Here is a 19,947-nt window from a genome sequence, read left to right as displayed (position 1 = left end):
GTGCGCCCGCGGGTGCGCCACCCTTCGCGATGACTGAGCCGGAAGCCACCGCCACGCTGCGCGCCATCCCGCCGATCCACTACCCCGAGGACCTGCCGGTCGCCGCGCTGCGCGGGGAGATCGCCGAGGCGCTCAGCGGTCACCAGGTGGTCATCGTCGCCGGCGAGACCGGCTCCGGGAAGACCACCCAGCTGCCCAAGATCTGCCTGGAGCTCGGCCGCGGCCGCCAGCAGCGCATCGGCCATACGCAGCCGCGGCGCCTCGCCGCGCGCAACGTGGCCCGGCGCATTGCCGAGGAGCTGGCGACACCCCTCGGCGCCCTGGTCGGCTACCAGGTGCGCTTCCAGGACAACGTCGGCCCCGAGACCGCGGTCAAGCTCATGACCGACGGTATTCTCCTCGCGGAGCTGCGCCGGGACCGGGAGCTGCGGGCCTACGACACGCTGATCATCGACGAGGCCCACGAGCGCAGCCTCAACATCGACTTTCTCCTCGGCTACCTGCACCGGCTGCTGCCCCGGCGCCCCGACCTGAAGGTCGTGATCACTTCCGCCACCATCGACGTGGAGCGTTTCTCCCGGCATTTCGACGGGGCGCCGGTGGTGGAAGTGCCCGGGCGTTCCTACCCCGTGGAGACCCACTACCTGCCGCCGGAACCCGGCACCGACCGGGACCCGCCGCAGGCGCTGGCGGAGCGCGTGCGCGAGGTGCGTGACGGTGCCTGGGGGCCCCGCGGCGACATGCTCGTGTTTCTCCCCGGGGAGCGCGATATCCGCGAGCTGGCCCATGCGCTGCGCGGCGAGGCGGGCCTCGACGTGCTGCCGCTCTACGCCCGCCTGGGCCAGGCGGAGCAGGCCCGGGTCTTCGACCCGCGTAGCCGCCGCGGCCTGCGCGTGGTGCTCGCCACCAACGTGGCCGAGACCTCGGTCACCGTCCCCGGGATCCGCTACGTGATCGATCCGGGCGAGGCGCGCATCAACCGCTACAGTCCGCGCTCCCGCATCCAGCGCCTGCCCATCGAGCCCATCTCCCGGGCCAGCGCGGACCAGCGCAAGGGGCGCTGCGGGCGTATCGGCCCGGGGGTCTGCCTGCGGCTCTACAGTGAAGAGGACTACCTGTCCCGGCCCGCCTTCACGGACCCGGAGATTCGCCGCAGCAACCTGGCGGCGGTGATCCTGCAGATGCTGGACCTGCGCCTGGGCGCGGTGGAGCGTTTCCCGTTCCTCGAGCCGCCGGAGCGCAAGGGGGTGCGCGAGGGCTACCGCCTGCTGGAGGAGCTCGGCGCCGTCGACCCGCAGCACCGGCTCACGCCGCTGGGGCGGAAGCTGGCCCGGCTGCCGGTCGACCCGATCGCCGGGCGCATGATCCTCGCGGCGAGCGACCACGGCTGCGTGCCGGAGGTACTGGTCATCGCCAGTGCCCTCGCCGTGCAGGACCCTCGCGAGCGCCCGGCGGACCGCCAGGCGCAGGCGGACCAGGCGCATGCCCGCTTCCGCGATCCGCGCTCGGACTTCCTCGCTTTCCTGCAGCTCTGGCGCTACTTCGAGGAGCAGCGCCAGGCGCTCAGCCAGAACCAGCTGCGCAAGCTCTGCAAGCAGGAGTATCTCTCGTTCCTGCGCATGCGGGAGTGGCGTGATATCCACCGGCAGCTCAGCATCGCCTGCCGCCAGCAGGGTATCGCCGTGCCCTCGCGGCTCGCCGAGGAGCCGGACTACACCGCCATCCACCGGGCCCTGCTGCCCGGCCTGCTGGCCAACGTCGCGCAGCGCCACGAGGGGCGTGAATACCTGGGCACGCGAAACCGCAAGCTCTGGGTCTTTCCCGGCTCCACGCTGCATCGCAAGCCACCGCCCTGGCTGGTGGCGGCGGAGGTGGTGGAGACCAGCCGGGTGTTCGCGCGCACGGCCGCCGCCATCGAGCCGGACTGGCTGCTCTCGGCGAACCCCGCATTGCTCAAGCGCCACCATTACGAGCCGCGCTGGCAGCGCGGCAGCGGCCGGGTGGTGGCCACGGAACGGGTGACGCTGTTCGGGCTGACGGTGAGCGATGGCACGACGGTGCACTACGGCCCCATCGACCCGCCGCTGGCGCGGGAACTGTTGATCCGGGAAGGCCTGGTGCCGGGGCGCTGGCGGCAACAGCCCGCCTTCCTGCGCCACAACCTCGCCGAGGCCGCGGCGCTCGAGGACCTCGAGAACCGGATCCGGCGCCGGGACCTGCTGGTGGACGAGGAGGTGCTGTTCGCGTTCTACGACGAGGGGCTGCCGGCGGACATCACCACGGCGGCGAAGCTCGCGCGCTGGCTGAAGCGCACCCCCGGGGCCGATGCCGGCCTGCGCCTTTCCCGGGCGGAGCTCGCCGCCCGCATGCCGGGGGACGACCTGGAAGCGCAGTTCCCCGACGAGCTGACCTGGGAGGGACAGCGCTACCCGCTCGCCTATCGCTTCGAGCCGGGCGGCGAGGCGGATGGCGTCTCGGTCACGGTGCCGGTCGCGCTGCTCAACCGCGTGCCGCGCCATCGCTTTGACTGGCTGGTCCCCGGCCTGCTCCGGGAGAAGTGCGAGGCGCTGGTGCGCGGCCTGCCCAAGCGTATCCGGCGCAACCTCGTGCCGGTCCCGGATACAGTGGCCGCCGCCCTCGGCGACCTGGTGCCGGCGGACCGGCCGCTGCCCGAGGCGCTCGCCCCGGTCCTGTCCCGCCTCGGCGCCTGTCGCGTCGAGGCCGCCGACTTCGATCCCTCGGCCCTGGACGATTTCTACCGCATGAACGTGCGCGTGGTGGATGCCGAGGGCAGGCTGCTGGCGCAGGCCCGGGATCTGGACGCGCTGGTTGCGCGTTTCCGCGACGAGACCGCCGCCGCCGTGACCGGCCCCGGTGCCCCGGGGCCTGCGCGGGCCGGTATCACGACCTGGGATTTCGGCGCGCTGCCCGCGCGCTGGAGCGAGGAGCAGGCCGGGGTCGCCATCGTGGCCTTTCCGGCGCTCGAGGACCGCGGCGACAGCGTCGCCATCCGGCTCTTCGACTATGCGGAGGATGCGCTGGCGAGCCATCGCAAGGGCCTGGCGCGGCTCGCGGCCCTGCAGCTGTCGCGGCCGCTGCGCAACCTGCGCAAGCAGCTTCTGCGCGCAAACGAGGATCAGCTGCTGTTCGCGGCCGCCGGCCTCGAGCGCGAGGCGCTGGTCGACGATCTCCTCGCGGCGGCGGTGCTCGAGGCCTGCGCCCTGGGCGCGGGTGACTGCCGCGACCCGGAGACCTTCGAGGCTGCCGTCCAGCGGGGCAACGGGCGGCTCGTTGCGGTCGCCAACGAGCTGGAACAGCGGCTTCGCAATACGCTTCGACCGCTCGCGGCGGCGCGGCCCCGGCTGGCAAAGCTGGCCGGGCAGTGGCCCGAGGCGGTCGCCGACGTGGAGGACCAGCTCGCGGACCTTTTCCGGCCGGGCTTCATCCTGGCCACCCCGTTCGACCGGTTCGCGCAGTACCCCCGCTACGCGAAGGCGCTGGACCACCGGCTGGAACGACTGCCGGCGCAGCCGGGCAAGGACGAGCAGGCCCGGGCGCAGCTCGAGACCCTGGGCGCGCCGCTCGCCACGCTGCTTTCCGAGCGGCCTCATGTGCGGCTTATGTCAGAAGAAATAATGACTTACAGCGAAATGTTGGAAGAATTTCGAGTTTCTCTGTTCGCCCAGCAGCTGGGCACGTCCCGCCCCGTCTCGGCCAAGCGCCTGGCCCGCCAGTGGCAGGACTGCGAGGCCTGGCTGGCCGCGCACCCGCGCTGAGATGAGTCGACGGTCGGCACCGGAGACTCCCATGCAGAGCCGTGGTGACCGGCAGGAGTACGTTCGCTTCATGGAATTAACACCCGCCACCGCCCGTCTTCTCAAGACAGTGCAGTAGACACCCGGGCGGCGGGGTGGCCGGCTCCCCGACGACCTGGCGGCCGAGCTGCCGCTCGCCCCCGCGGCGCTCCGTGAGCACGGGCGCGGCCAGCTCGCCGAGTTCGCCGCGCTCGCGCTGGCATGCCACGGTGACGATCGTGAGGATGGTGATATTGTACCGCCGCGGCCGCCGGCTTAAGATTGCCGGTTACGTTTTCGGGGAACAAAAATGCTTGCTCGTCTGATCCTGGTGCTAACCCTCGCCCTGCCCTGCGCCCAGTTCGCGCAGGGCAGCGACGTGGATCCCCTGGAAGCGATCAATCGCCCCATCTTCGCCTTCAACGACATGCTCGATACCTTCCTGCTGCGACCGGCGGCAAAGGGCTACGATTACGTGGTCCCGCAGAGCATGCAGATGGGCATCGGCAACTTCTTCGGCAACATGCTCGACGTGAACCGGGCGGTGAATTCGCTGCTGCAGGGCAAGTGGTCCGGTGCGCGGGATTCCGCGGGGCGGGTCCTGGTCAACAGCACGCTCGGGATGTTCGGCTTTTTCGACGTCGCCACGGAGCTCGGCATCGAGCGCCACCGCGCCGACTTCGGGGAGACCCTCGCCGCCTGGGGCGTGCCCCAGGGGCCCTATGTCGTGGTGCCGCTCTTCGGCCCGCGCACCATCCGCAGCGGTACCGGCACGCTGGTCGATACCTTTGCCTCTGTGCCTTTCTACCTCGACGACTCCACGGTGACCTGGAGCCTGTTCACCGTCGGCATCGTCCACGGACGCGCGCGGCTGCTGGAGTCGGACCAGCTCATGTCCGGCGATCGCTACATCTTCATCCGCGATGCCTACCTGCAGCAGCGGGCTGCCCGGCTGCGCGACGGCGTCGTGGAGGACGAGTTCTCCGATTTCGAGGACGACTGGTCGGAGGATTTCTGAATCCTCTGCATCGAAAGCGCGCCGAAACTGTGAATTGTGCCCCAGCCTGCGCGATCCGCCTTGCCCGGGTGTCCCGGGCGGCGTAGTGTCCTTCCAAGTCTGGAGCCCTGATCCATGCAGATGACACACAGCGGCAAGGTGCTGGTCATCGACAATGACCCGGAACGCGCCGAGGCGCTCGCCGGGCTCGTGACCGGTGCCGGCTTCACCGCCGATGTCACTACCGACGTGACCAATTCCACCCAGTCGCTGAGCGATGCCAGCGACCTGGACGTCATCCTCTGTGAGCTGGACCTCAAGGGTGTTTCCTGGGGCGAGGCCAAGCGCACGCTGCGCGAGATGAACGTGCAGGTTCCGGTGATCATGTTCTCCGACGAGGCCTCCTCGGCCAACATGATGACCGCGCTGCGTCTCGGCGCGAACGACTTCTTCGCCCGCCCGGTGGAAGACGCCCAGGCCCTGTTCGACTCCATGGACCGCTGCGTGCGCCAGCGCCAGATGAGCCGGGAGCTGCGCCAGTCCCGCAAGCGGCTGGAGTCCGCCAACCGCGAGCTGAACCACACCGTGCGCGTCCTCGAGCAGGACCAGCAGGCCGGGCGCCAGGTGCAGCTGCGCATGCTGCCGACCTCGCCCATGGTGATCGGCGATTACGTGTTCAGCCACACGGTGATTCCGTCGCTCTACCTGAGCGGCGACTTCACCGACTATTTCACCGTGGGCCAGGACTACGTGGTGTTCTTCATGGCCGACGTTTCGGGCCACGGCAGCTCTTCGGCCTTCGCCACGGTGCTGCTCAAGAACCTCTTCGCGCGCAAGCGCTCGGACTATCTCCGCAAGAGCGATGCCGCGGTTCTCGACCCGGTGCGCATGCTCGGGCTCGCCAACAAGGAACTGCTGGACCTCGGCGTCGGCAAGTTCGCGACCATGATCGTCGGCGCCCTCGACATGGCGTCGAACCGGCTGCGTTACGCGGTGGCCGGGCACCTGCCGCTGCCCGTGCTCGTTTCCGCTGCCGGGGCCGACTACCTGCCCGGGGAGGGCACGGCGGTGGGCATGATGCCGGACGCGGCCTTCGAGACGCAGGAAGTGGCGCTGCCCGAGAGTTTTACCTTGGCGCTGTTCTCGGACGGCATTCTCGAGATCCTGCCGCCGGAAAACCTGATCGAGAAAGAGAGCTTCTTCCTCGACGTCTTCCGCCAGGGCAGTGAGAGCCCGGCTGCGCTGGTCACCCGCCTCGGCCTCGATTCCGTGGCCACGGCGCCGGATGACATCGCCGCGCTGTTCGTCAGCAAGCGGGCCGGCAGTGTCTGAGGGCCGGGTGCTGGCAGCCTGCCAGGACGGCGCCTACGTGCTGCGCCTCACCGGCGACGTGCGCATGACCCTGTGCACCTCGCTCGACGACTACCTGGCGCAGATGCTCTCGGACCCGGCCTTCGCCAGCGTCTGGATCGACCTCTGCGATGTCGAGGGGCTCGACAGCACGACCCTCGGCCAGCTGGCCAAGCTGGCGCTGCAGGTGCGCGAGCGCTACGGTTTCCGCCCGGCCATCTACTGCTGCGATGCGGGCATCAACCGGCTTCTCTCGAGCATGGGTTTCGAACGTCTCTTCGAGCTGCACGAGAAAACCTGCTGCAACACCGGCACCGCCGAGGCTATCCCCCTGGTGCCCGGCAGCGAGGACGCGGTGCGCGAGCGGGTGATCGAAGCGCACCGGGTCCTCATGGGGCTGTCCGACGAGAACGCGGACCGCTTCCGCGATCTCATGGATGCGCTGGAGTCCTCCCCCTAGCGACCGGCGACGGTCAGCTTTGCCCGGATGTACTCCTCGTGGGGTACGTGGATGAGCTCGGCGACGCGGCGGATCAGGTGCTCCTCGTACTTGTCGAGGTCGCCGTCGGCGTAGGCCACCTTCCACATGTCGATGATCAGCTGGCGCTTGCGCGCCGGGGTGAAGTGATCGTTGATGAGCCGGGTGAACTGGTACAGCGAGGTTGCCGCGTCGGCCTGGGCGTTGGCCTCGCGGACGAGGTCGTCGAGCTCGGCCTCGCTGAGGCCCAGGCCGCGCATCAGCGTGTCGGCCAGCGCCGCTTCCTCGACCCCGTCCTGCCGCGAGTCTGCCCGCGCCGTCTCGATCAGCAGGGCCGCGGCCGCCAGGCGCAGCCGATGCTCCGTGACTGCCGGTTCGTCGTCCCGGGCCGGCTCGAAGAGCGCTTTCAGCGCGCCGATCATCGCTCGCTCACCACCTGCTCGAGGCGGCGCTGGTCGGCGATGAAGTTGCGGATGCCTTCGGCGAGTTTTTCCGTGGCCATCGCGTCGTCGTTGAGCTCCAGGCGGAAAGCGGCTTCCGCCGGGGCCGACCGGGCGTCGTCGGAGGCCGCACCCGTCGCCGCGAGCGCCCGGGGCAGGTCGCCCTCGTCATCGGCGAGGCCCTCGAGGAGTGTCGGGCTGATGGTCAGCCGGTCGCAGCCGGCGAGCGCCTCGATCTCCCCCTGGTTGCGGAAGCTCGCGCCCATGACCACCGTGTCGTAGCCGTGATGCTTGTAGTAGCTGTAGATGCGGCGCACCGACTGCACCCCCGGGTCGTCCTCGGGCTGCTCGATGGCCAGGTCGGTGTTCGCCTTGTACCAGTCGAGGATCCGGCCGACGAAGGGCGAGATCAGGTGGACCCCCGCGTCGGCGCAGGCGCAGGCCTGGGTGAAGCCGAAGAGCAGCGTCAGGTTGCAGTTGATGCCATCACGCTCGAGCGCTTCGGCGGCGCGGATGCCCTCCCAGGTCGACGCGGTCTTGATCAGCACGCGCTCGCGGCCGACGCCCGCCGCCTCGTAGAGGCCGACCAGCTTCTTCGCCCGCTCGATGGTGCCCGCGCTGTCGAAGGACAGGCGCGCGTCCACTTCCGTCGAGACGCGGCCGGGGATGAGCTCGAGGATTTCGCGGCCCACGGCGACGGCGAAGCGGTCGCAGCTGTCGGCAAGCTGCTCCGCGTCCGAGCCACCGGCCGCCGCGGCGGCGCTGCGCGCGCCGTCGAGGAGCTCGGCGTAGTGGGGCAGGGCGGACGCCTTCAGCAGCAGCGAGGGGTTCGTGGTCGCATCGGTGGGCGCAAACTGGCGGATGGCCTGGATGTCGCCGGTGTCGGCGACCACCTGGGTCATGGCCTTCAGTTGCTCGAGCTTGCTGGGCATGGGGTCTCCTGTGGTGGACGCCGCCTCAGGCGGCGAGCGGGATGAGCTGGTCCATGGCGTCGCGGAGCGTGTCGGCGCCGGCGCCGGGGCGGTGTGCGTTCTCGCTCAGGTGGCGGCGGAAGCGGCGCGCACCGGGCCGGCCGCTGAACAGGCCCAGCACGTGTCGCGTGATATGGTTGAGCGGTGTGCCCGCGGCGAGCTCGCGCTCGAGATAGGGGAAGAGGGCGAGCAGCGCCTCCTCCGGCGTGGCGGCCGGATCGGCCGCGCCGAAGAGCGTGCTGTCGACCCGCGCCAGCTGCCACGGATCCTGGTAGGCGGCGCGGCCGAGCATGATGCCGTCGAGGGTCGCGAGGTGCTCGCGGCTGCTCTCGACGCTGTCGAGGCCGCCGTTGAGTACGACGGTGAGCGTCGGGAACTCCGCCTTGAGCCGGTAGACCCAGGGGTAGTTGAGGGGCGGGACCTCCCGGTTTTCCTTCGGTGACAGGCCCTTCAGCCAGGCCTTGCGGGCATGGACGATGAACACCCCGCAGCCGCCGTCGGCGACCGTGCCCACGAAGTCCCGGAACTCGCCGTAGCTCTCCATGTCGTCGATGCCGTTGCGGTGCTTGACGGTCACCGGTATGGCGCAGGCGTCGCGCATCGCGCGCACGCAATCGGCGACCAGGTCCGGGCGGGCCATGAGGCAGGCACCGAAGGCGCCGTTCTGCACCCGGTCCGACGGGCAGCCGCAGTTGAGGTTGACCTCGTCGTAGCCGGCGTCCTCGGCGAAGCGCGCGCAGCGGGCAAGGTCGGCCGGGCCCGAGCCGCCGAGCTGCAGCGCCACGGGATGTTCCACCGCCGGATCGAAGGCCAGCAGCCGCTCCCGGTCGCCGTGGATCAGCGCGCCGGTGGTGACCATCTCCGTGTACAGCCGCGCACGGCGCGTGAGGCCGCGCCAGAACTGGCGGCAGAAGCGGTCCGACCAGTCCATCATGGGGGCTGTGCAGAAGCGCCAGTCGGCCGGTTCCGGGGCGCTCTCGCGCCGGGCTTTCATGTCATAGCTCGTGTCCACGGCGCAAAGGATACCGCATGCGGGTTCAGTGCGCGTCCCCGCCCCAGACTTCCTCCAGGCGCTGGTCGCGGCCGCAGTTCCAGCGGTAGTACTTGTAGCGCAGGGGGTTTTTCTCGGCGTAGTCCTGGTGGTACTCCTCCACGGGCCAGAAGCGCCCGGCCGGGAGCAGCTCCGTGGCGATCTCGCGCTCCGGGAAGCGCTCCTGCACGGCGGCCAGCGACGCCTCGGCGGCCGGACGCTGTTCCTCCGTCGCGAAGATGGCGGTGCGGTAGCTGGGCCCCTTGTCGCAGAACTGGCCGCGGTCGTCGAAGGGGTCGATGTTGTGCCAGAAGTGCTCTAGCAGCTGCTCGTAGCTGACCACGGCCGGGTCGTAGCTCACTTTCACCGCCTCGTAGTGGCCCTCGTGGTTACCGCGGTAGGTCGGGTTCTGCAGGGTGCCGCCGGTAAAGCCGGAGACGACCTCGCCGACGCCCTCGAGCTTGTCGAAGTCGGCTTCCATGCACCAGAAGCAGCCGCCGGCGAACATCGCCTCCGCGGCGCGGAGCGGGCTGGCGGCAAGGGTGAAACAGGCGAGCAACGTGGCCAGGAAAAGGCGCTTCATGGGGATTCTCCAGTCAGGGGTACAGGGTAGGACCGCACCGCGCGTCGCGGGTTCACGGGCTTTACGCCGTCGCCCGGGGAGCGGATTCCCCGCCCGCGCCCGCAGCGGCGCCCGCCATGCGCTACACTCGCCGCTCGACCGGCGGGGAGGGGCGTGATGAGCCTGGACGAAGCGGCCCGCCGAGACAGGGCCGATCCACTGGCACCGCTGCGCGATTGCTTCGCGCTGCCGGCGGACACCGTCTACCTCGACGGCAATTCCCTGGGCGCGCTGCCGAAGGCGGTGCCCGCGCGCGTGCAGGCCCTGCTCGCCGAGGAGTGGGCGCAGGACCTCATCGCCAGCTGGAACCGCCACGGCTGGATCGACCTGCCGGAGCGGGTGGGCGAGCAGGTGGCGCCGCTCGTCGGCGCCGCCCCCGGGCAGGTGCTCTGCTGCGACAGTATCTCCGTGAACCTGTTCAAGCTGCTGGCCACGGCGCTGGCGCTGCGGCCCGGCCGGCGCACCATCCTGGTCGAGGCCGGTGATTTCCCGACGGATCGCTACCTCGCCGGGGGCCTGGCGTCGTTCCTCGGCGCGGAGCGCTGCCGGGTGCGCGAGGCACCGGGCGGTGAGCTCGCGGCGGCGCTCGATGACGACGTCGCCGTGCTGCTCGCCACCGAGGTCAATTTTCGCAGCGGCCGCCGCCACGACATGGCGGCGCTCACCCGCGCTGCGCACGACGCCGGCGCCCTGGCGCTCTGGGACCTCGCGCACAGCGCCGGCGCGATGCCGGTCCGGCTCGATCGCTGCGGCGTCGATCTCGCCGTGGGCTGTGGCTACAAGTTCCTCAACGGCGGTCCGGGCGCGCCGGCCTTTCTCTACGTCGCACGACACCACCAGGACGCGGTGCAACAGCCGCTGACCGGCTGGCTCGGACACCGCTCGCCGTTCGCCTTTGCCGACCGCTACGAGCCGGCGCCCGGGGTGCTGCGGTACCAGGCGGGCACGCCGTCGATCATTGCCCTGTGTGCGCTGGAGGCCGCGCTCGCGGTCTTCGACGGTGTGGCGCTCGAGGACCTGCGCGCGAAGTCCCTGGCGCTGACGGATTTCTTCCTCGCCGCGATCGATGCAGAGCCCGCCTGCAGCGCGGTCCGGGTCCTGACACCGCGGGCCCACCGCGAGCGCGGCAGCCAGGTGTCGCTCGCGCACCCGGAGGGCTACGCCGTGGCGCAGGCCCTGATCGAGGCCGGCGTGATCGTGGACTTCCGCGCGCCGGACATCGTACGGTTCGGGTTTGCGCCCCTGTACAACAGCTTTGCCGACGCGGCCGCCGCTGCCCGCGGTCTCGCCACGGTGCTGGCCGGGGAGCACCACCGGGCCGAGCGCTTCCGGGCGCGGGCCCGGGTGACCTGAGCGCCGTTTCTGCCACCACGCCTGGAGGCCGCCATGCTCTATCTGTTTACCGTGACCGTCGCCGAGGGCTACAGCGCCGAGCAGTACGCGGAGGCCTGGGTGCGCGCCAGCCGGCTTATCCAGCAGGCGCCCGGTGCCCGCGGTACGCGGCTGCACCGCAAGCTGGATGACCCGCGGGTGCTGCTCGCTATCGCCAGCTGGGACTCGAAAGCTCACCGCGATGCGATGGAGGCCGACCCGCCGGACGCGGTGAAGGCGATCATCGCCGCCGAGGCGCCCTTCGTCTCCATCGATCTCATCGGGGAGTTCGACGACCCCGAGTGGGTCGTGCTGCCGGGAGAGGGCAGTCAAATCCCCTGAGGCCGGCGCGCGCGGGTGCATGGCCAGTGCCTGCGCCCGTATAATCGCCGCTCGTTTTTTCCTTCGGGCCCCGTCATGATCGTACGCACCCGCATCGCCCCGTCGCCCACCGGCGACCCGCACGTCGGCACCGCCTACATCGCGTTGTTCAACCTCTGCTTCGCCCGCGCCCACGGGGGCCAGTTCGTGCTGCGCATCGAGGACACGGACCGGGCGCGGAGCACCCCGGAGTCCGAGCAGGCGATTCTCGACGCGCTGCGCTGGCTCGGCCTCGACTGGGACGAGGGCCCGGACGCCGGCGGCGACCACGGCCCCTACCGCCAGAGCGAGCGCATGGAGCTCTACGGTCAGTACGCCTGGCAGCTGGTGGAGGCGGGCAAGGCCTTCGTCTGCTACCGCACGCCGGAGGAACTGGACGAACTCCGCACGGCGCGCCGCGAGGCGGGCCAGGCCACGGCGCTGAAGCCGTCGGACCTGTACCTGCCCGACGACGAGGTGGCCCGCCGCAAGGCGGCGGACATGCCCTACGTCATCCGCATGATCGTGCCGGAGGAAGCGGGCAGCTGCGAAGTGGCCGACCGCCTCCGCGGCACCATCGAGCTGGACTGGAGCATGGTCGACGCCCAGGTGCTGCTGAAGAGCGACGGCATGCCTACCTACCATCTCGCCAACGTGGTGGACGACCACCTCATGGGCATCACCCACGTCATCCGCGGTGAAGAGTGGATCAACTCGGCGCCCAAGCACCGGCTGCTCTACGAGTACTTCGGCTGGGACATGCCGGAGCTGTGCCACCTGCCGCTGCTGCGCAACCCGGACAAGTCGAAGCTCTCCAAGCGCAAGAACCCCACCAGCATCCTCTACTACGAGCGCATGGGCTTCCTGCCGGAGGCCCTGCTCAACTACCTCGGCCGCATGGGCTGGTCCATGCCCGACGAGCGTGAGAAGTTCTCACTGCACGAGATGCTGGCCCACTTCGACATCGACCGGGTCTCCCTTGGCGGGCCGATCTTCGACGTGGAGAAGCTGCGCTGGCTGAACGGCGTCTGGCTGCGCGAGGAACTCAGCGAGGCGCAGCTCGCCGACCGGCTGCAGCGCTGGGCTTTCAACCGCGACAACCTGATGAGCGTGCTGCCGCACGCGCAGAAGCGCATGGAGGTACTGAGCGACTTCGCGCCGCTGGCGGGCTTCCTGGTCTCCGGCGAGCTGCCGCTCACGGAAGCCGACTTCGACGCCCTGCGCGGCGAGCGCGACGACATCGTGCGCCAGCTGCAGTTCGCCCTCTGGCGCCTCGAGGCGCTGCGCCACTGGGACCGCGATACGGTCTGGGGCGCGCTCAAGGCCCTCGCCGACGACCTCGGTATCAAGGTGAAGGATTTCCTCGCGCCGCTGTTCATCGCCATCAGCGGTTCCAGCGCGTCCTTCTCGGTGGTCGACGCCATGGGCCTGCTGGGCCCGGACATGAGCCGCATGCGCATCCGCCACGCCATCGTCGTTCTCGGCGGTGTATCCAAGAAAGCGGGCAAGCGGCTGGAAAAAGACTACGCGGCGCTGCCCTCGACGGAGGCCTGACCATGGCAGGAGAACCGCTCAGACTCATCGGGGGCACGGGTTCCCCCTACACCCGCAAGATGGTCGCGCTGCTGCGCTACCGGCGCATTCCCTACGCGGTGACCTGGGGTCATCCGGCGCAGGAACTGGAGCGCCTCGGCATCGCGCCGCCGCGGCCCGTGCTGCTGCCCACGCTGCTGTTCGAGGAGGAGGGCGAGCTGCGTGCGCGCTGCGACTCCACGCCGCTGATCCGGCGCCTCGAGGCGGAGCACGCCGGGCGCGAGGTAGTACCGGCGAACCCGGCCCTCGCCTTCATCGATTACCTCCTGGAGGACTTCGCCGACGAGTGGGGCACCAAGTGGATGTTCCACTATCGCTGGTGCCGGCCCGCCGACGCGGAGAAGGCCGCCACGGTGCTGCCGCTCACCATCGATGTGTCGCTGCCGCCGCGGGAGCTCGAGGCGGTGGCCCGCGCCTTCGGCGACCGGCAGATCGAGCGGCTCTGGGTGGTCGGCTCCAACACGGCCACCGCGCCGGTCATCGAGGCGAGCTACGAGCGTTTCCTCGTGGCCTTTGCGGCGCACCTGGAACAGCAGCCCTGCCTCCTCGGTCGCCGCCCGGGCGCCGGCGACTTCGCGCTCTTCGGCCAGCTCTCCCAGCTCGTCGGCTTCGATCCAACGCCGCGGGCGCTGGCGGATGAAATGGCGCCGCGGGTGGTTGCCTGGGTGGACCGCCTCGAGGATCTCGGCGGTCTCGAGCCGACGGAAGCGGACTGGAACGACCCCGCGGCACTTCCGCCGACCCTGCGCCCGCTGCTCGAAGAGGTGGGCCGCGGCTACGCCCCCGCGCTGCTGGCCAACGCCGCCGCCGTGGCGGCCGGCGATGCGGAGTGGGAAACGGAGATCTACGGTGCCGCCTGGCGCCAGCGCAGCTTCCCCTACCAGGCCAAGTGCCTGGGCTGGATCCGCGACCAATACGCCGCGCTGGACGCCGCCGCGCGGGCGCAGGTCGATGCGCTGCTGGCGGGGACCGGCTGCGACGCGCTCGTCGCGCCGTGAGCGAAACCCCTCTACAAGCGTCTCGCGCTCTGTCAGCATAGCGCCATGGCTATCAGCACTTTCGACCTGTTCAAGGTCGGCATCGGACCGTCGAGCTCGCATACCGTGGGCCCGATGCATGCCGCCCGCCGGTTTGCCGAGGCGCTCGCGGAAGCCGGCGTGCTCGAGCGCACCGCGAAGGTCGTCGCCCATCTCTACGGTTCCCTCGGGGCCACCGGCGCCGGCCACGGCTCGCCCAAGGCCATTATCCTGGGCCTGGAGGGTGAGACGCCCGAGAGCGTCGACGTGGATGCGATCCCGGCGCGTATCGAGCGGGCCCGGGAGGCCGGGGAGCTCACCCTGCTCGGTCGCCACGCCATCGGCTTCAGCTACCGCGACGACCTGCAGATGCACCGCAGCGAGAGCCTGCCCTACCATTCGAACGGCATGCGCTTCGAAGCCTTCGACGACGATGGGGCGGCGCTGCTCGAGCGGGTGTTCTACTCCGTGGGCGGCGGCTTCGTGGTCGATGAAAGCGCGGCGGAGAGCGGCTTCGTGGTGGCGGACGAGACGGTGCTGCCGTACCCCTTCGACAGCGCGGAGCAGCTTCTCGCCCACTGCCGCGAGAGTGGGCTGTCGATCAGCTCTCTCATGCTCGAGAACGAGAAGACCTGGCGCAGCGAGAGCGAGATCCGCGAGGGCCTGCTGCACCTGTGGCAGGTTATGGAGGCCTGCATCCGGCGCGGCTGCCGCAGCGAGGGCATCATGCCCGGGGGCCTCAAGGTCCGCCGGCGGGCGGCGCAGCTGTACCGGCAGCTGAAGACCCAGGAACAGTCCTTCGGCGACGCCTCCCTCAACACCATGGACTGGGTGACGCTCTACGCGCTCGCGGTCAACGAGGAGAACGCCGCGGGCGGGCGCATCGTCACCGCGCCCACGAGCGGGGCGGCCGGCATCATCCCGGCGGTGCTCAAGTACTACCTGGACCACTGCAGCGGCAGCAGCGAGGATGACATCGTCCGCTACCTGCTGACGGCCGGTGCCATCGGCATCCTCTACAAGATCAACGCCTCGATCTCCGGCGCCGAGGTCGGCTGCCAGGGCGAAGTCGGCTCGGCCTGCTCCATGGCCGCCGGCGCGCTCGCCGATGCCCTGGGCGGCACGCCGGCGCAGGTGGAGAACGCGGCGGAAATCGCCATGGAGCACAACCTGGGCCTGACCTGCGACCCCGTTGGCGGCCTCGTGCAGGTCCCCTGCATCGAGCGCAACGCCATGGGTGCGATCAAGGCCATCTCCGCGGCGCGCATGGCGCTGCGCGGCTCCGGCGAGCACTACGTCTCCCTTGACCAGGTGATCCGCACCATGCGCGACACCGGCCGCGACATGCAGGACAAGTACAAGGAGACCGCGCGCGGCGGCCTCGCGGTGAATGTCCTCGAGGTTCCGGTGAACATCATCGAGTGCTGACCGTCCCGTGACGCTCGCGACCCTGCTTTACTGGACGGACCTTATCGCCGTGGCCGTCTTCGCCATCAGCGGTGCGCTCGCCGCGGCGGAGCAGAAGCTCGACGTGCTCGCTTTCATTCTCTTCGGCACCATCACCGGCGTGGGCGGCGGCACGCTGCGCGACCTCCTGCTGCAGGCCGGCCCGGTTTTCTGGATCGCCGACACGCGCTATCTCTGGGTCTGCATCGGGATTTCCGCGGCAACCTGGTACCTGGCACCGCTGCTGCGCTCGCGGGTGAGCGTGCTGGTCTGGGCCGATGCGGCGGGACTCGCACTGTTCAGTGTGCTCGGTACGGCCAAGGCCCTGGGCGCGCAGGCACCGGTGATCGTGGCGGTGGTCATGGGCGTCATGTCGGCAAGCTTCGGTTCGCTGATCCGCGACACGCTGCTCAACCGCTCGCCGGTGCTGCTCGAGCCGGAGATCTACGTGACCGCCGCGCTCCTCGGCGCGGCCAGCTATGCGCTGCTCGCGGACGTGCCCTGGCTCGATGACGGGCTGGTGCTGCTCCTCGCCATGGCCGGCGCCTTTGCGCTGCGCGCCGCCGCGATCGTTTTCGACCTGCGCCTGCCCAACTATCGCCGGTGATCGCCGGACGCATCCTGGACTAGACTTACGCTAGCGAGCATCGTCGCAATGCGCCGCTGAACCGAGCGCCTGGACACAGACTGTGCGGCGTATGGTCACTTATTGCCTTTGCAAGGGGAGGTTTCCGGATTGTTCGAGCTAGCCGGCATGTTCCTGGGAGGGCTGGGTCTTTTCCTGCTCGCCGTGGCCATGATCACGGACGGCCTCAAGCTGTCTGCCGGCGAAGCATTGCGGGCCATCCTCGCCTCGTCCACGCGTACGCGGCTGCGCGGCGTTCTCTCCGGCGCCCTGGTTACGGCCGTTGTGCAGTCGTCCAGCGCCGTAACGGTGGCCACGATCGGTTTCGTCAACGCAGGCCTACTGTCCCTGGGGCAGTCCTTCGGGATCGTCTACGGCGCGAACATCGGCACCACGATGACCGGCTGGATCGTCGCCGCTGTGGGTTTCAGTTTCAAGGTCGAGGTGTTTGCGCTGCCGCTGATCGGTGCCGGCATGCTGTTGCGGCTGCTGCGACCGACGTCGCGCTTCGCCGCCTTTGGCGAGGCGATCGCGGGCTTCGGCCTGTTCTTCATCGGCATCGACGTGCTGCAGGAGGCGTTTGCGGCCTTTGCGCTCTCGGTGGACGTGGCGAGCTTCGCGCCGCAGGGGGGGCTCGGGCTGCTCCTCTACGTGCTCCTCGGCTTCGCCATGACCGTGCTCACGCAGTCGTCCAGCGCGGCGATCGCCCTGACGCTGACGGCGGCCGGCGGCGACGTGCTGGCGCTGAATGCCGCCGCGGCGATGGTCATCGGTGCCAACGTGGGCACGACTTCCACCGCAGCGCTGGCGGTGATCGGGGCCACCCCCAATGCGCGCCGCGTGGCGGCGGCGCATGTCTGCTTCAACCTGCTGACCGGTGGCGTGGCGCTGCTGCTCCTGCCGCTCATGCTGCTCGCCGTGGACCGTGGCGGCGCAGCACTCGGCCTTGCCGCCATTCCCGCGGTCGCGCTGGCGCTGTTCCACACCTCCTTCAACATCCTCGGCGTTGCCCTCATGTGGCCCCTGACCCCGTGGCTGGCGCGCTTCCTGTCGCGGCACTTCGGCACCCGGGCGGAACGGCTGGCGCTGCCCCAGTACCTTGACCGCAACGTGCTCGCCACGCCGGACCTCGCGCTGCGCGCCCTGTGCATGGAACTTGCTCGCGTGAGCGAGCTCGTGCGCAACCGCAGCATCGAGATCATGAGCGCGGAGGCGCCCGCCCGGGAGGTCGTGGAGCAGGGCATGGCGCTGGAGCAGCTGATCGATGCCGTCGAGACCTTCGCCACGGACCTGGGCGCGAGCCGGGTACCCGATGACCGGCGCGGCGAGCTGACCAACGGGCTGCGCATCAACACCTACCTCGAGGAGGTGTCCCGGCTCGGCAGCGCGCTCCTCGATGCCCGGGGCGACGTCGAGGCGGTGCTGCGGCCGCCAGTACTGGAACGGGTGACGGGCTTCCAGGCGGGCATCGTCGCCTTCCTGCGCAATTGCGACCCGACGGCCCCCGGGTTTTCCAGCGAGACCCTGGATGCAGACTACGATGCGCTGCGGGAGCAGTGGCATGACCTCAAGGGCGTGCTGCTCGAAGCCGCCGGGCGGCACCAGCTGCGCGTGGGCAGCCTGAACGCCGCCCTGGAGGCCCTGCGCGGCTGCCTGCGCATGGCCGAACAGCTCGCCAAGGCCGCGGCGCGGCTGCGCGCCCTGGGCGTCGACGCGCCGGTGCCCCCTACGCCCGCGGATCCGCAGCCGGAGCAGCGTGAAGTGACGGGGAATGAAGGGACGGATGGCGCCGGGGAGGAAGCAGAGCCGGAACCGGCCGTGGAAACACCCGCAGAACCGGAGCCAGCTTCCGCGCAAGGACCGCAGACCAGGGGCGAGCCAGGCGCCTAGCTGCTCCGCTTCAGCAGCGCCACCGCCGCCAGCACCGTCAGCAGCGACTCGAACGCAATGGCGCCGTAGCTGTAGACCGTGAGCGGCTCCGTCGCCAGCAGCGCATGGTAGCTGCGCCCGGCGGCGAGCAGACCGATACCCAGCAGCAGCGCCCAGAGCCCCGCCGCGGCGTAGTCCGAGCGGCGCGCGCAGAGCAGGCAGAAGAGGCCGAAGCCGGTCTGGAAGCCGCCGTACATGGCGCCGATTTCCGTCATGCCGTCACCGTTGGTGGCCGCGAGCCCAGCGGCACTGGTGGCGATCTCCGGGTTCACCAGGCAGGCGAGGCCGTAGCCTGTGAAGATGAGGCCGGCGACATAGAGCAGGATCTTGCCCATAAACTGATGTCCTCCTGTCAGGCGGGGGCCGGCGGGTCCGTGCCCGGGACACGCCGGCTCAGGGTGGCGCTGAGCCAGTAGAAAAGGCCGCCGCTGGCGACGATGCCGGCGCTGATCAGCGCCTCTACCGGTCGTTGCAGCACGATGTAAAGCAGGGTCCAGCCCGTGATGGCCAGGAACAGGAGTGGCGGCAGCGGGTAGAGCACGACCCGGAAAGGCCGCGGCAGGTCGGGTTGCCGCCAGCGCAGCACGAAGAGCCCGAGCACCGTGAAGAAAGTATTCAGGGCCATGGTGGCGCCGGAGAACACCAGGATGCGGTCGAAGGAGGCCGTCCACAGGAACAGCAGCGCCACGGTGGCCTGGGTGACGATGGCGGTGACCGGGATGCCGTCACCGTTCACCCGGGCCAGGGGGCGGAAGACGGCGAAGTCCTCGCCGATGGACTGGAGGACCCGCGGCCCGGCGAGAATCATCGCGCTCACGGTGGATACCAGCAGCAGCGCGAGCAACACGCCCATGATGGCGGCCCCCGCATCGCCGAAGGCGTAGCCGGCGGCCACGTAGCCCACCTCGACCTTGCCCACCATGGCTTCCATGGGCGCTACCGCGAGAAAGACGAAGTTGAGCATCAGGTAGGCGAGGCAGACCACGCCGGTGCTGGCGATGAGCACTGTCGGCAGGTTGCGCTGGGGCCGCTCCAGCTCGCCGCTGATGTAGGTCGCGGCATTCCATCCCGAGTAGGCGTAGTTCACGTAGATCAGCGAGACGGCGAAGGCGCCGGAGAAGAGCAGGGCGCCATCACCGGGCGATGGTGCGAAGACGGTCTGCTGCCCGCTGTCGTTGGACAGGAGGGCCAGGGCGGAGAAGCCGAGGATCAGGAAGATCTTCAGCCAGGTCAGCCAGCGCTGCGTGCCGCCGCTGCCGCGGTGGCTGGTGGAGTGCGCCACGGTGAGCACGATCACCAGGCCGGTCGCCAGCCAGACCGGGGAAAGGGCCGGGAAAACGGCCGACAGGTAGCTGCCGAAGGTCATCGCGGCGAGCGCCGTGGGCGCGGCAAAGCCGACGGTGGCCGAGACCCAGCCGGAGATGAAGCCCGCGGCGGGGTGGAAGATGCGCGAGAGGAAGTTGTACTCGCCGCCGGAGCGGGGCAGGGCGGCGCCCAGCTCCGCATAGCTCATGGCGCCGCAGAGTGCCGCGAGGCCGCCCACGGCCCACAGGGCGAGGAGCACCGGCGCCGAGCGGATTTCCACCAGCTGGAAGCCCAGGCTGGTAAACACGCCGGTCCCGACCATGTTCGCGATGACGATGGCGGCGGCGACAGATGGTTTGAAGGAAGACACCGCGCAAGCTTGCTCGGCGCGGCGCCTCCATGCAAGTTTTTGCAGTGGGTCGTTCTCCCGGCGATGCCTTGACACCCCCGGTGGCGGACCCTAATATGCGCGCTCTCCGCCGGAGCCCGCGTGGGACTTCGGCGATCGTGGGGCCATAGCTCAGCTGGGAGAGCGCAACACTGGCAGTGTTGAGGTCGGCGGTTCGATCCCGCCTGGCTCCACCAACATCCTCCTCTTGAGCCTCTCCTATCGCAAGTTG

At 69.9% G+C, this 19,947-nt stretch carries 18 protein-coding genes and 1 tRNA gene; 12 read left to right on the top strand and 7 right to left on the bottom strand.

The window, feature by feature from the left end:
- The first annotated feature begins 29 nt into the window (after positions 1–29).
- The gene (gene hrpA / locus RKE50_RS08670) at positions 30–3,776 is read left to right on the top strand and encodes an ATP-dependent RNA helicase HrpA (RefSeq protein WP_350035904.1); all 3,747 of its coding nucleotides are present in this window, start codon (positions 30–32) and stop codon (positions 3,774–3,776) included.
- Between the two features lie 76 nt (positions 3,777–3,852).
- On the opposite strand, the gene RKE50_RS08665 is transcribed toward hrpA, so the two are convergent.
- Complete coding sequence (locus tag RKE50_RS08665) at positions 3,853–4,023, bottom strand: hypothetical protein (protein WP_350035902.1); 171 nt, start codon at positions 4,021–4,023, stop codon at positions 3,853–3,855.
- An 81-nt stretch (positions 4,024–4,104) separates the two neighbouring features.
- On the opposite strand from RKE50_RS08665, the gene RKE50_RS08660 reads away from it, so the two are divergent.
- The 3 genes from RKE50_RS08660 to RKE50_RS08650 all read left to right on the top strand — a co-directional run bounded on the left by RKE50_RS08660 (position 4,105) and on the right by RKE50_RS08650 (position 6,601).
- The gene (locus RKE50_RS08660; protein WP_350035901.1) at positions 4,105–4,812 is read left to right on the top strand and encodes an MlaA family lipoprotein; all 708 of its coding nucleotides are present in this window, start codon (positions 4,105–4,107) and stop codon (positions 4,810–4,812) included.
- Between the two features lie 114 nt (positions 4,813–4,926).
- A complete protein-coding gene (locus RKE50_RS08655) occupies positions 4,927–6,123 on the top strand; it encodes a SpoIIE family protein phosphatase (protein ID WP_350035900.1) in 1,197 nt (398 codons plus the stop codon).
- The gene (locus tag RKE50_RS08650; protein ID WP_350035898.1) at positions 6,116–6,601 is read left to right on the top strand and encodes an STAS domain-containing protein; all 486 of its coding nucleotides are present in this window, start codon (positions 6,116–6,118) and stop codon (positions 6,599–6,601) included. Before RKE50_RS08655 ends, RKE50_RS08650 begins: the two co-directional genes overlap by 8 nt.
- Here the strand turns inward: RKE50_RS08650 and RKE50_RS08645 are convergent.
- The 4 genes from RKE50_RS08645 to msrA are packed head-to-tail and all read right to left on the bottom strand — an operon-like array spanning position 6,598 to position 9,643.
- Complete coding sequence (locus RKE50_RS08645; protein ID WP_350035897.1) at positions 6,598–7,041, bottom strand: tellurite resistance TerB family protein; 444 nt, start codon at positions 7,039–7,041, stop codon at positions 6,598–6,600. The genes RKE50_RS08650 and RKE50_RS08645 overlap by 4 nt on opposite strands.
- Positions 7,038–7,991, bottom strand: coding sequence for a transaldolase (gene tal, locus RKE50_RS08640; RefSeq protein ID WP_350035895.1), 954 nt, complete (start codon positions 7,989–7,991; stop codon positions 7,038–7,040). Before tal ends, RKE50_RS08645 begins: the two co-directional genes overlap by 4 nt.
- 25 nt (positions 7,992–8,016) lie before the next feature.
- Complete coding sequence (gene dusA / locus RKE50_RS08635; RefSeq protein WP_350035893.1) at positions 8,017–9,024, bottom strand: tRNA dihydrouridine(20/20a) synthase DusA; 1,008 nt, start codon at positions 9,022–9,024, stop codon at positions 8,017–8,019.
- A 43-nt stretch (positions 9,025–9,067) separates the two neighbouring features.
- Entirely contained in the window at positions 9,068–9,643 is a 576-nt protein-coding gene (msrA, locus tag RKE50_RS08630) for a peptide-methionine (S)-S-oxide reductase MsrA (RefSeq protein ID WP_350035892.1), read from the bottom strand.
- Between the two features lie 156 nt (positions 9,644–9,799).
- Between msrA and kynU the strand changes: the two genes are divergently transcribed.
- The 7 genes from kynU (at position 9,800) to RKE50_RS08595 (ending at position 17,983) form a co-directional block, all read left to right on the top strand.
- Positions 9,800–11,035, top strand: coding sequence for a kynureninase (gene kynU, locus RKE50_RS08625; protein ID WP_350035890.1), 1,236 nt, complete (start codon positions 9,800–9,802; stop codon positions 11,033–11,035).
- A gap of 33 nt (positions 11,036–11,068) precedes the next feature.
- Positions 11,069–11,395: an antibiotic biosynthesis monooxygenase family protein gene (locus RKE50_RS08620; protein ID WP_350035888.1), complete on the top strand. Its 327-nt coding sequence runs from the start codon at positions 11,069–11,071 to the stop codon at positions 11,393–11,395.
- Positions 11,396–11,470: 75 nt separating this feature from the next.
- Complete coding sequence (gene gltX / locus RKE50_RS08615) at positions 11,471–12,967, top strand: glutamate--tRNA ligase (RefSeq protein WP_350035886.1); 1,497 nt, start codon at positions 11,471–11,473, stop codon at positions 12,965–12,967.
- A 2-nt stretch (positions 12,968–12,969) separates the two neighbouring features.
- Complete coding sequence (locus tag RKE50_RS08610; protein ID WP_350035884.1) at positions 12,970–14,004, top strand: glutathione S-transferase N-terminal domain-containing protein; 1,035 nt, start codon at positions 12,970–12,972, stop codon at positions 14,002–14,004.
- A 45-nt stretch (positions 14,005–14,049) separates the two neighbouring features.
- Positions 14,050–15,450, top strand: a complete 1,401-nt coding sequence (locus RKE50_RS08605) for an L-serine ammonia-lyase (RefSeq protein WP_350035882.1) — start codon at positions 14,050–14,052, stop codon at positions 15,448–15,450.
- 7 nt (positions 15,451–15,457) lie between these two features.
- Complete coding sequence (locus RKE50_RS08600; RefSeq protein WP_350035880.1) at positions 15,458–16,075, top strand: trimeric intracellular cation channel family protein; 618 nt, start codon at positions 15,458–15,460, stop codon at positions 16,073–16,075.
- 129 nt (positions 16,076–16,204) lie between these two features.
- Complete coding sequence (locus RKE50_RS08595) at positions 16,205–17,983, top strand: Na/Pi cotransporter family protein (protein ID WP_350035878.1); 1,779 nt, start codon at positions 16,205–16,207, stop codon at positions 17,981–17,983.
- Here RKE50_RS08595 and RKE50_RS08590 read toward each other — a convergent pair.
- Together RKE50_RS08590 and RKE50_RS08585 are read right to left on the bottom strand one after the other, a co-directional pair.
- The gene (locus RKE50_RS08590; RefSeq protein ID WP_350035876.1) at positions 17,980–18,357 is read right to left on the bottom strand and encodes a DUF4345 family protein; all 378 of its coding nucleotides are present in this window, start codon (positions 18,355–18,357) and stop codon (positions 17,980–17,982) included. The genes RKE50_RS08595 and RKE50_RS08590 overlap by 4 nt on opposite strands.
- 17 nt (positions 18,358–18,374) lie before the next feature.
- Positions 18,375–19,697 (bottom strand): APC family permease, encoded by a 1,323-nt coding sequence (locus tag RKE50_RS08585; protein WP_350035875.1) that lies wholly within the window; start codon positions 19,695–19,697, stop codon positions 18,375–18,377.
- Positions 19,698–19,836: 139 nt separating this feature from the next.
- Between RKE50_RS08585 and RKE50_RS08580 the strand changes: the two genes are divergently transcribed.
- Positions 19,837–19,912, top strand: a tRNA-Ala gene (locus RKE50_RS08580).
- The last annotated feature ends 35 nt before the right edge of the window (positions 19,913–19,947 follow it).

The sequence above is a fragment of the Pseudohaliea sp. genome (assembly GCF_040217025.1).
Lineage (GTDB): Bacteria > Pseudomonadota > Gammaproteobacteria > Pseudomonadales > Halieaceae > Pseudohaliea.
The sequence above is the reverse complement of the archived record's forward strand: the minus strand, read 5'-3'. Positions and strand labels throughout refer to the sequence as shown.

Bases quoted from the DNA above. Each gene is read 5' to 3' on its own strand.
- msrA (WP_350035892.1), bottom strand. From the start codon at position 9,643: ATGAAGCGCCTTTTCCTGGCCACGTTGCTCGCCTGTTTCACCCTTGCC.
- tal (WP_350035895.1), bottom strand. From the start codon at position 7,991: ATGCCCAGCAAGCTCGAGCAACTGAAGGCCATGACCCAGGTGGTCGCC.
- kynU (WP_350035890.1), top strand. From the start codon at position 9,800: ATGAGCCTGGACGAAGCGGCCCGCCGAGACAGGGCCGATCCACTGGCA.
- RKE50_RS08660 (WP_350035901.1), top strand. From the start codon at position 4,105: ATGCTTGCTCGTCTGATCCTGGTGCTAACCCTCGCCCTGCCCTGCGCC.
- RKE50_RS08605 (WP_350035882.1), top strand. From the start codon at position 14,050: ATGGCTATCAGCACTTTCGACCTGTTCAAGGTCGGCATCGGACCGTCG.
- RKE50_RS08645 (WP_350035897.1), bottom strand. From the start codon at position 7,041: ATGATCGGCGCGCTGAAAGCGCTCTTCGAGCCGGCCCGGGACGACGAA.
- RKE50_RS08590 (WP_350035876.1), bottom strand. From the start codon at position 18,357: ATGGGCAAGATCCTGCTCTATGTCGCCGGCCTCATCTTCACAGGCTAC.
- dusA (WP_350035893.1), bottom strand. From the start codon at position 9,024: ATGAAAGCCCGGCGCGAGAGCGCCCCGGAACCGGCCGACTGGCGCTTC.
- RKE50_RS08620 (WP_350035888.1), top strand. From the start codon at position 11,069: ATGCTCTATCTGTTTACCGTGACCGTCGCCGAGGGCTACAGCGCCGAG.
- hrpA (WP_350035904.1), top strand. From the start codon at position 30: ATGACTGAGCCGGAAGCCACCGCCACGCTGCGCGCCATCCCGCCGATC.
- RKE50_RS08610 (WP_350035884.1), top strand. From the start codon at position 12,970: ATGGCAGGAGAACCGCTCAGACTCATCGGGGGCACGGGTTCCCCCTAC.
- gltX (WP_350035886.1), top strand. From the start codon at position 11,471: ATGATCGTACGCACCCGCATCGCCCCGTCGCCCACCGGCGACCCGCAC.
- RKE50_RS08655 (WP_350035900.1), top strand. From the start codon at position 4,927: ATGCAGATGACACACAGCGGCAAGGTGCTGGTCATCGACAATGACCCG.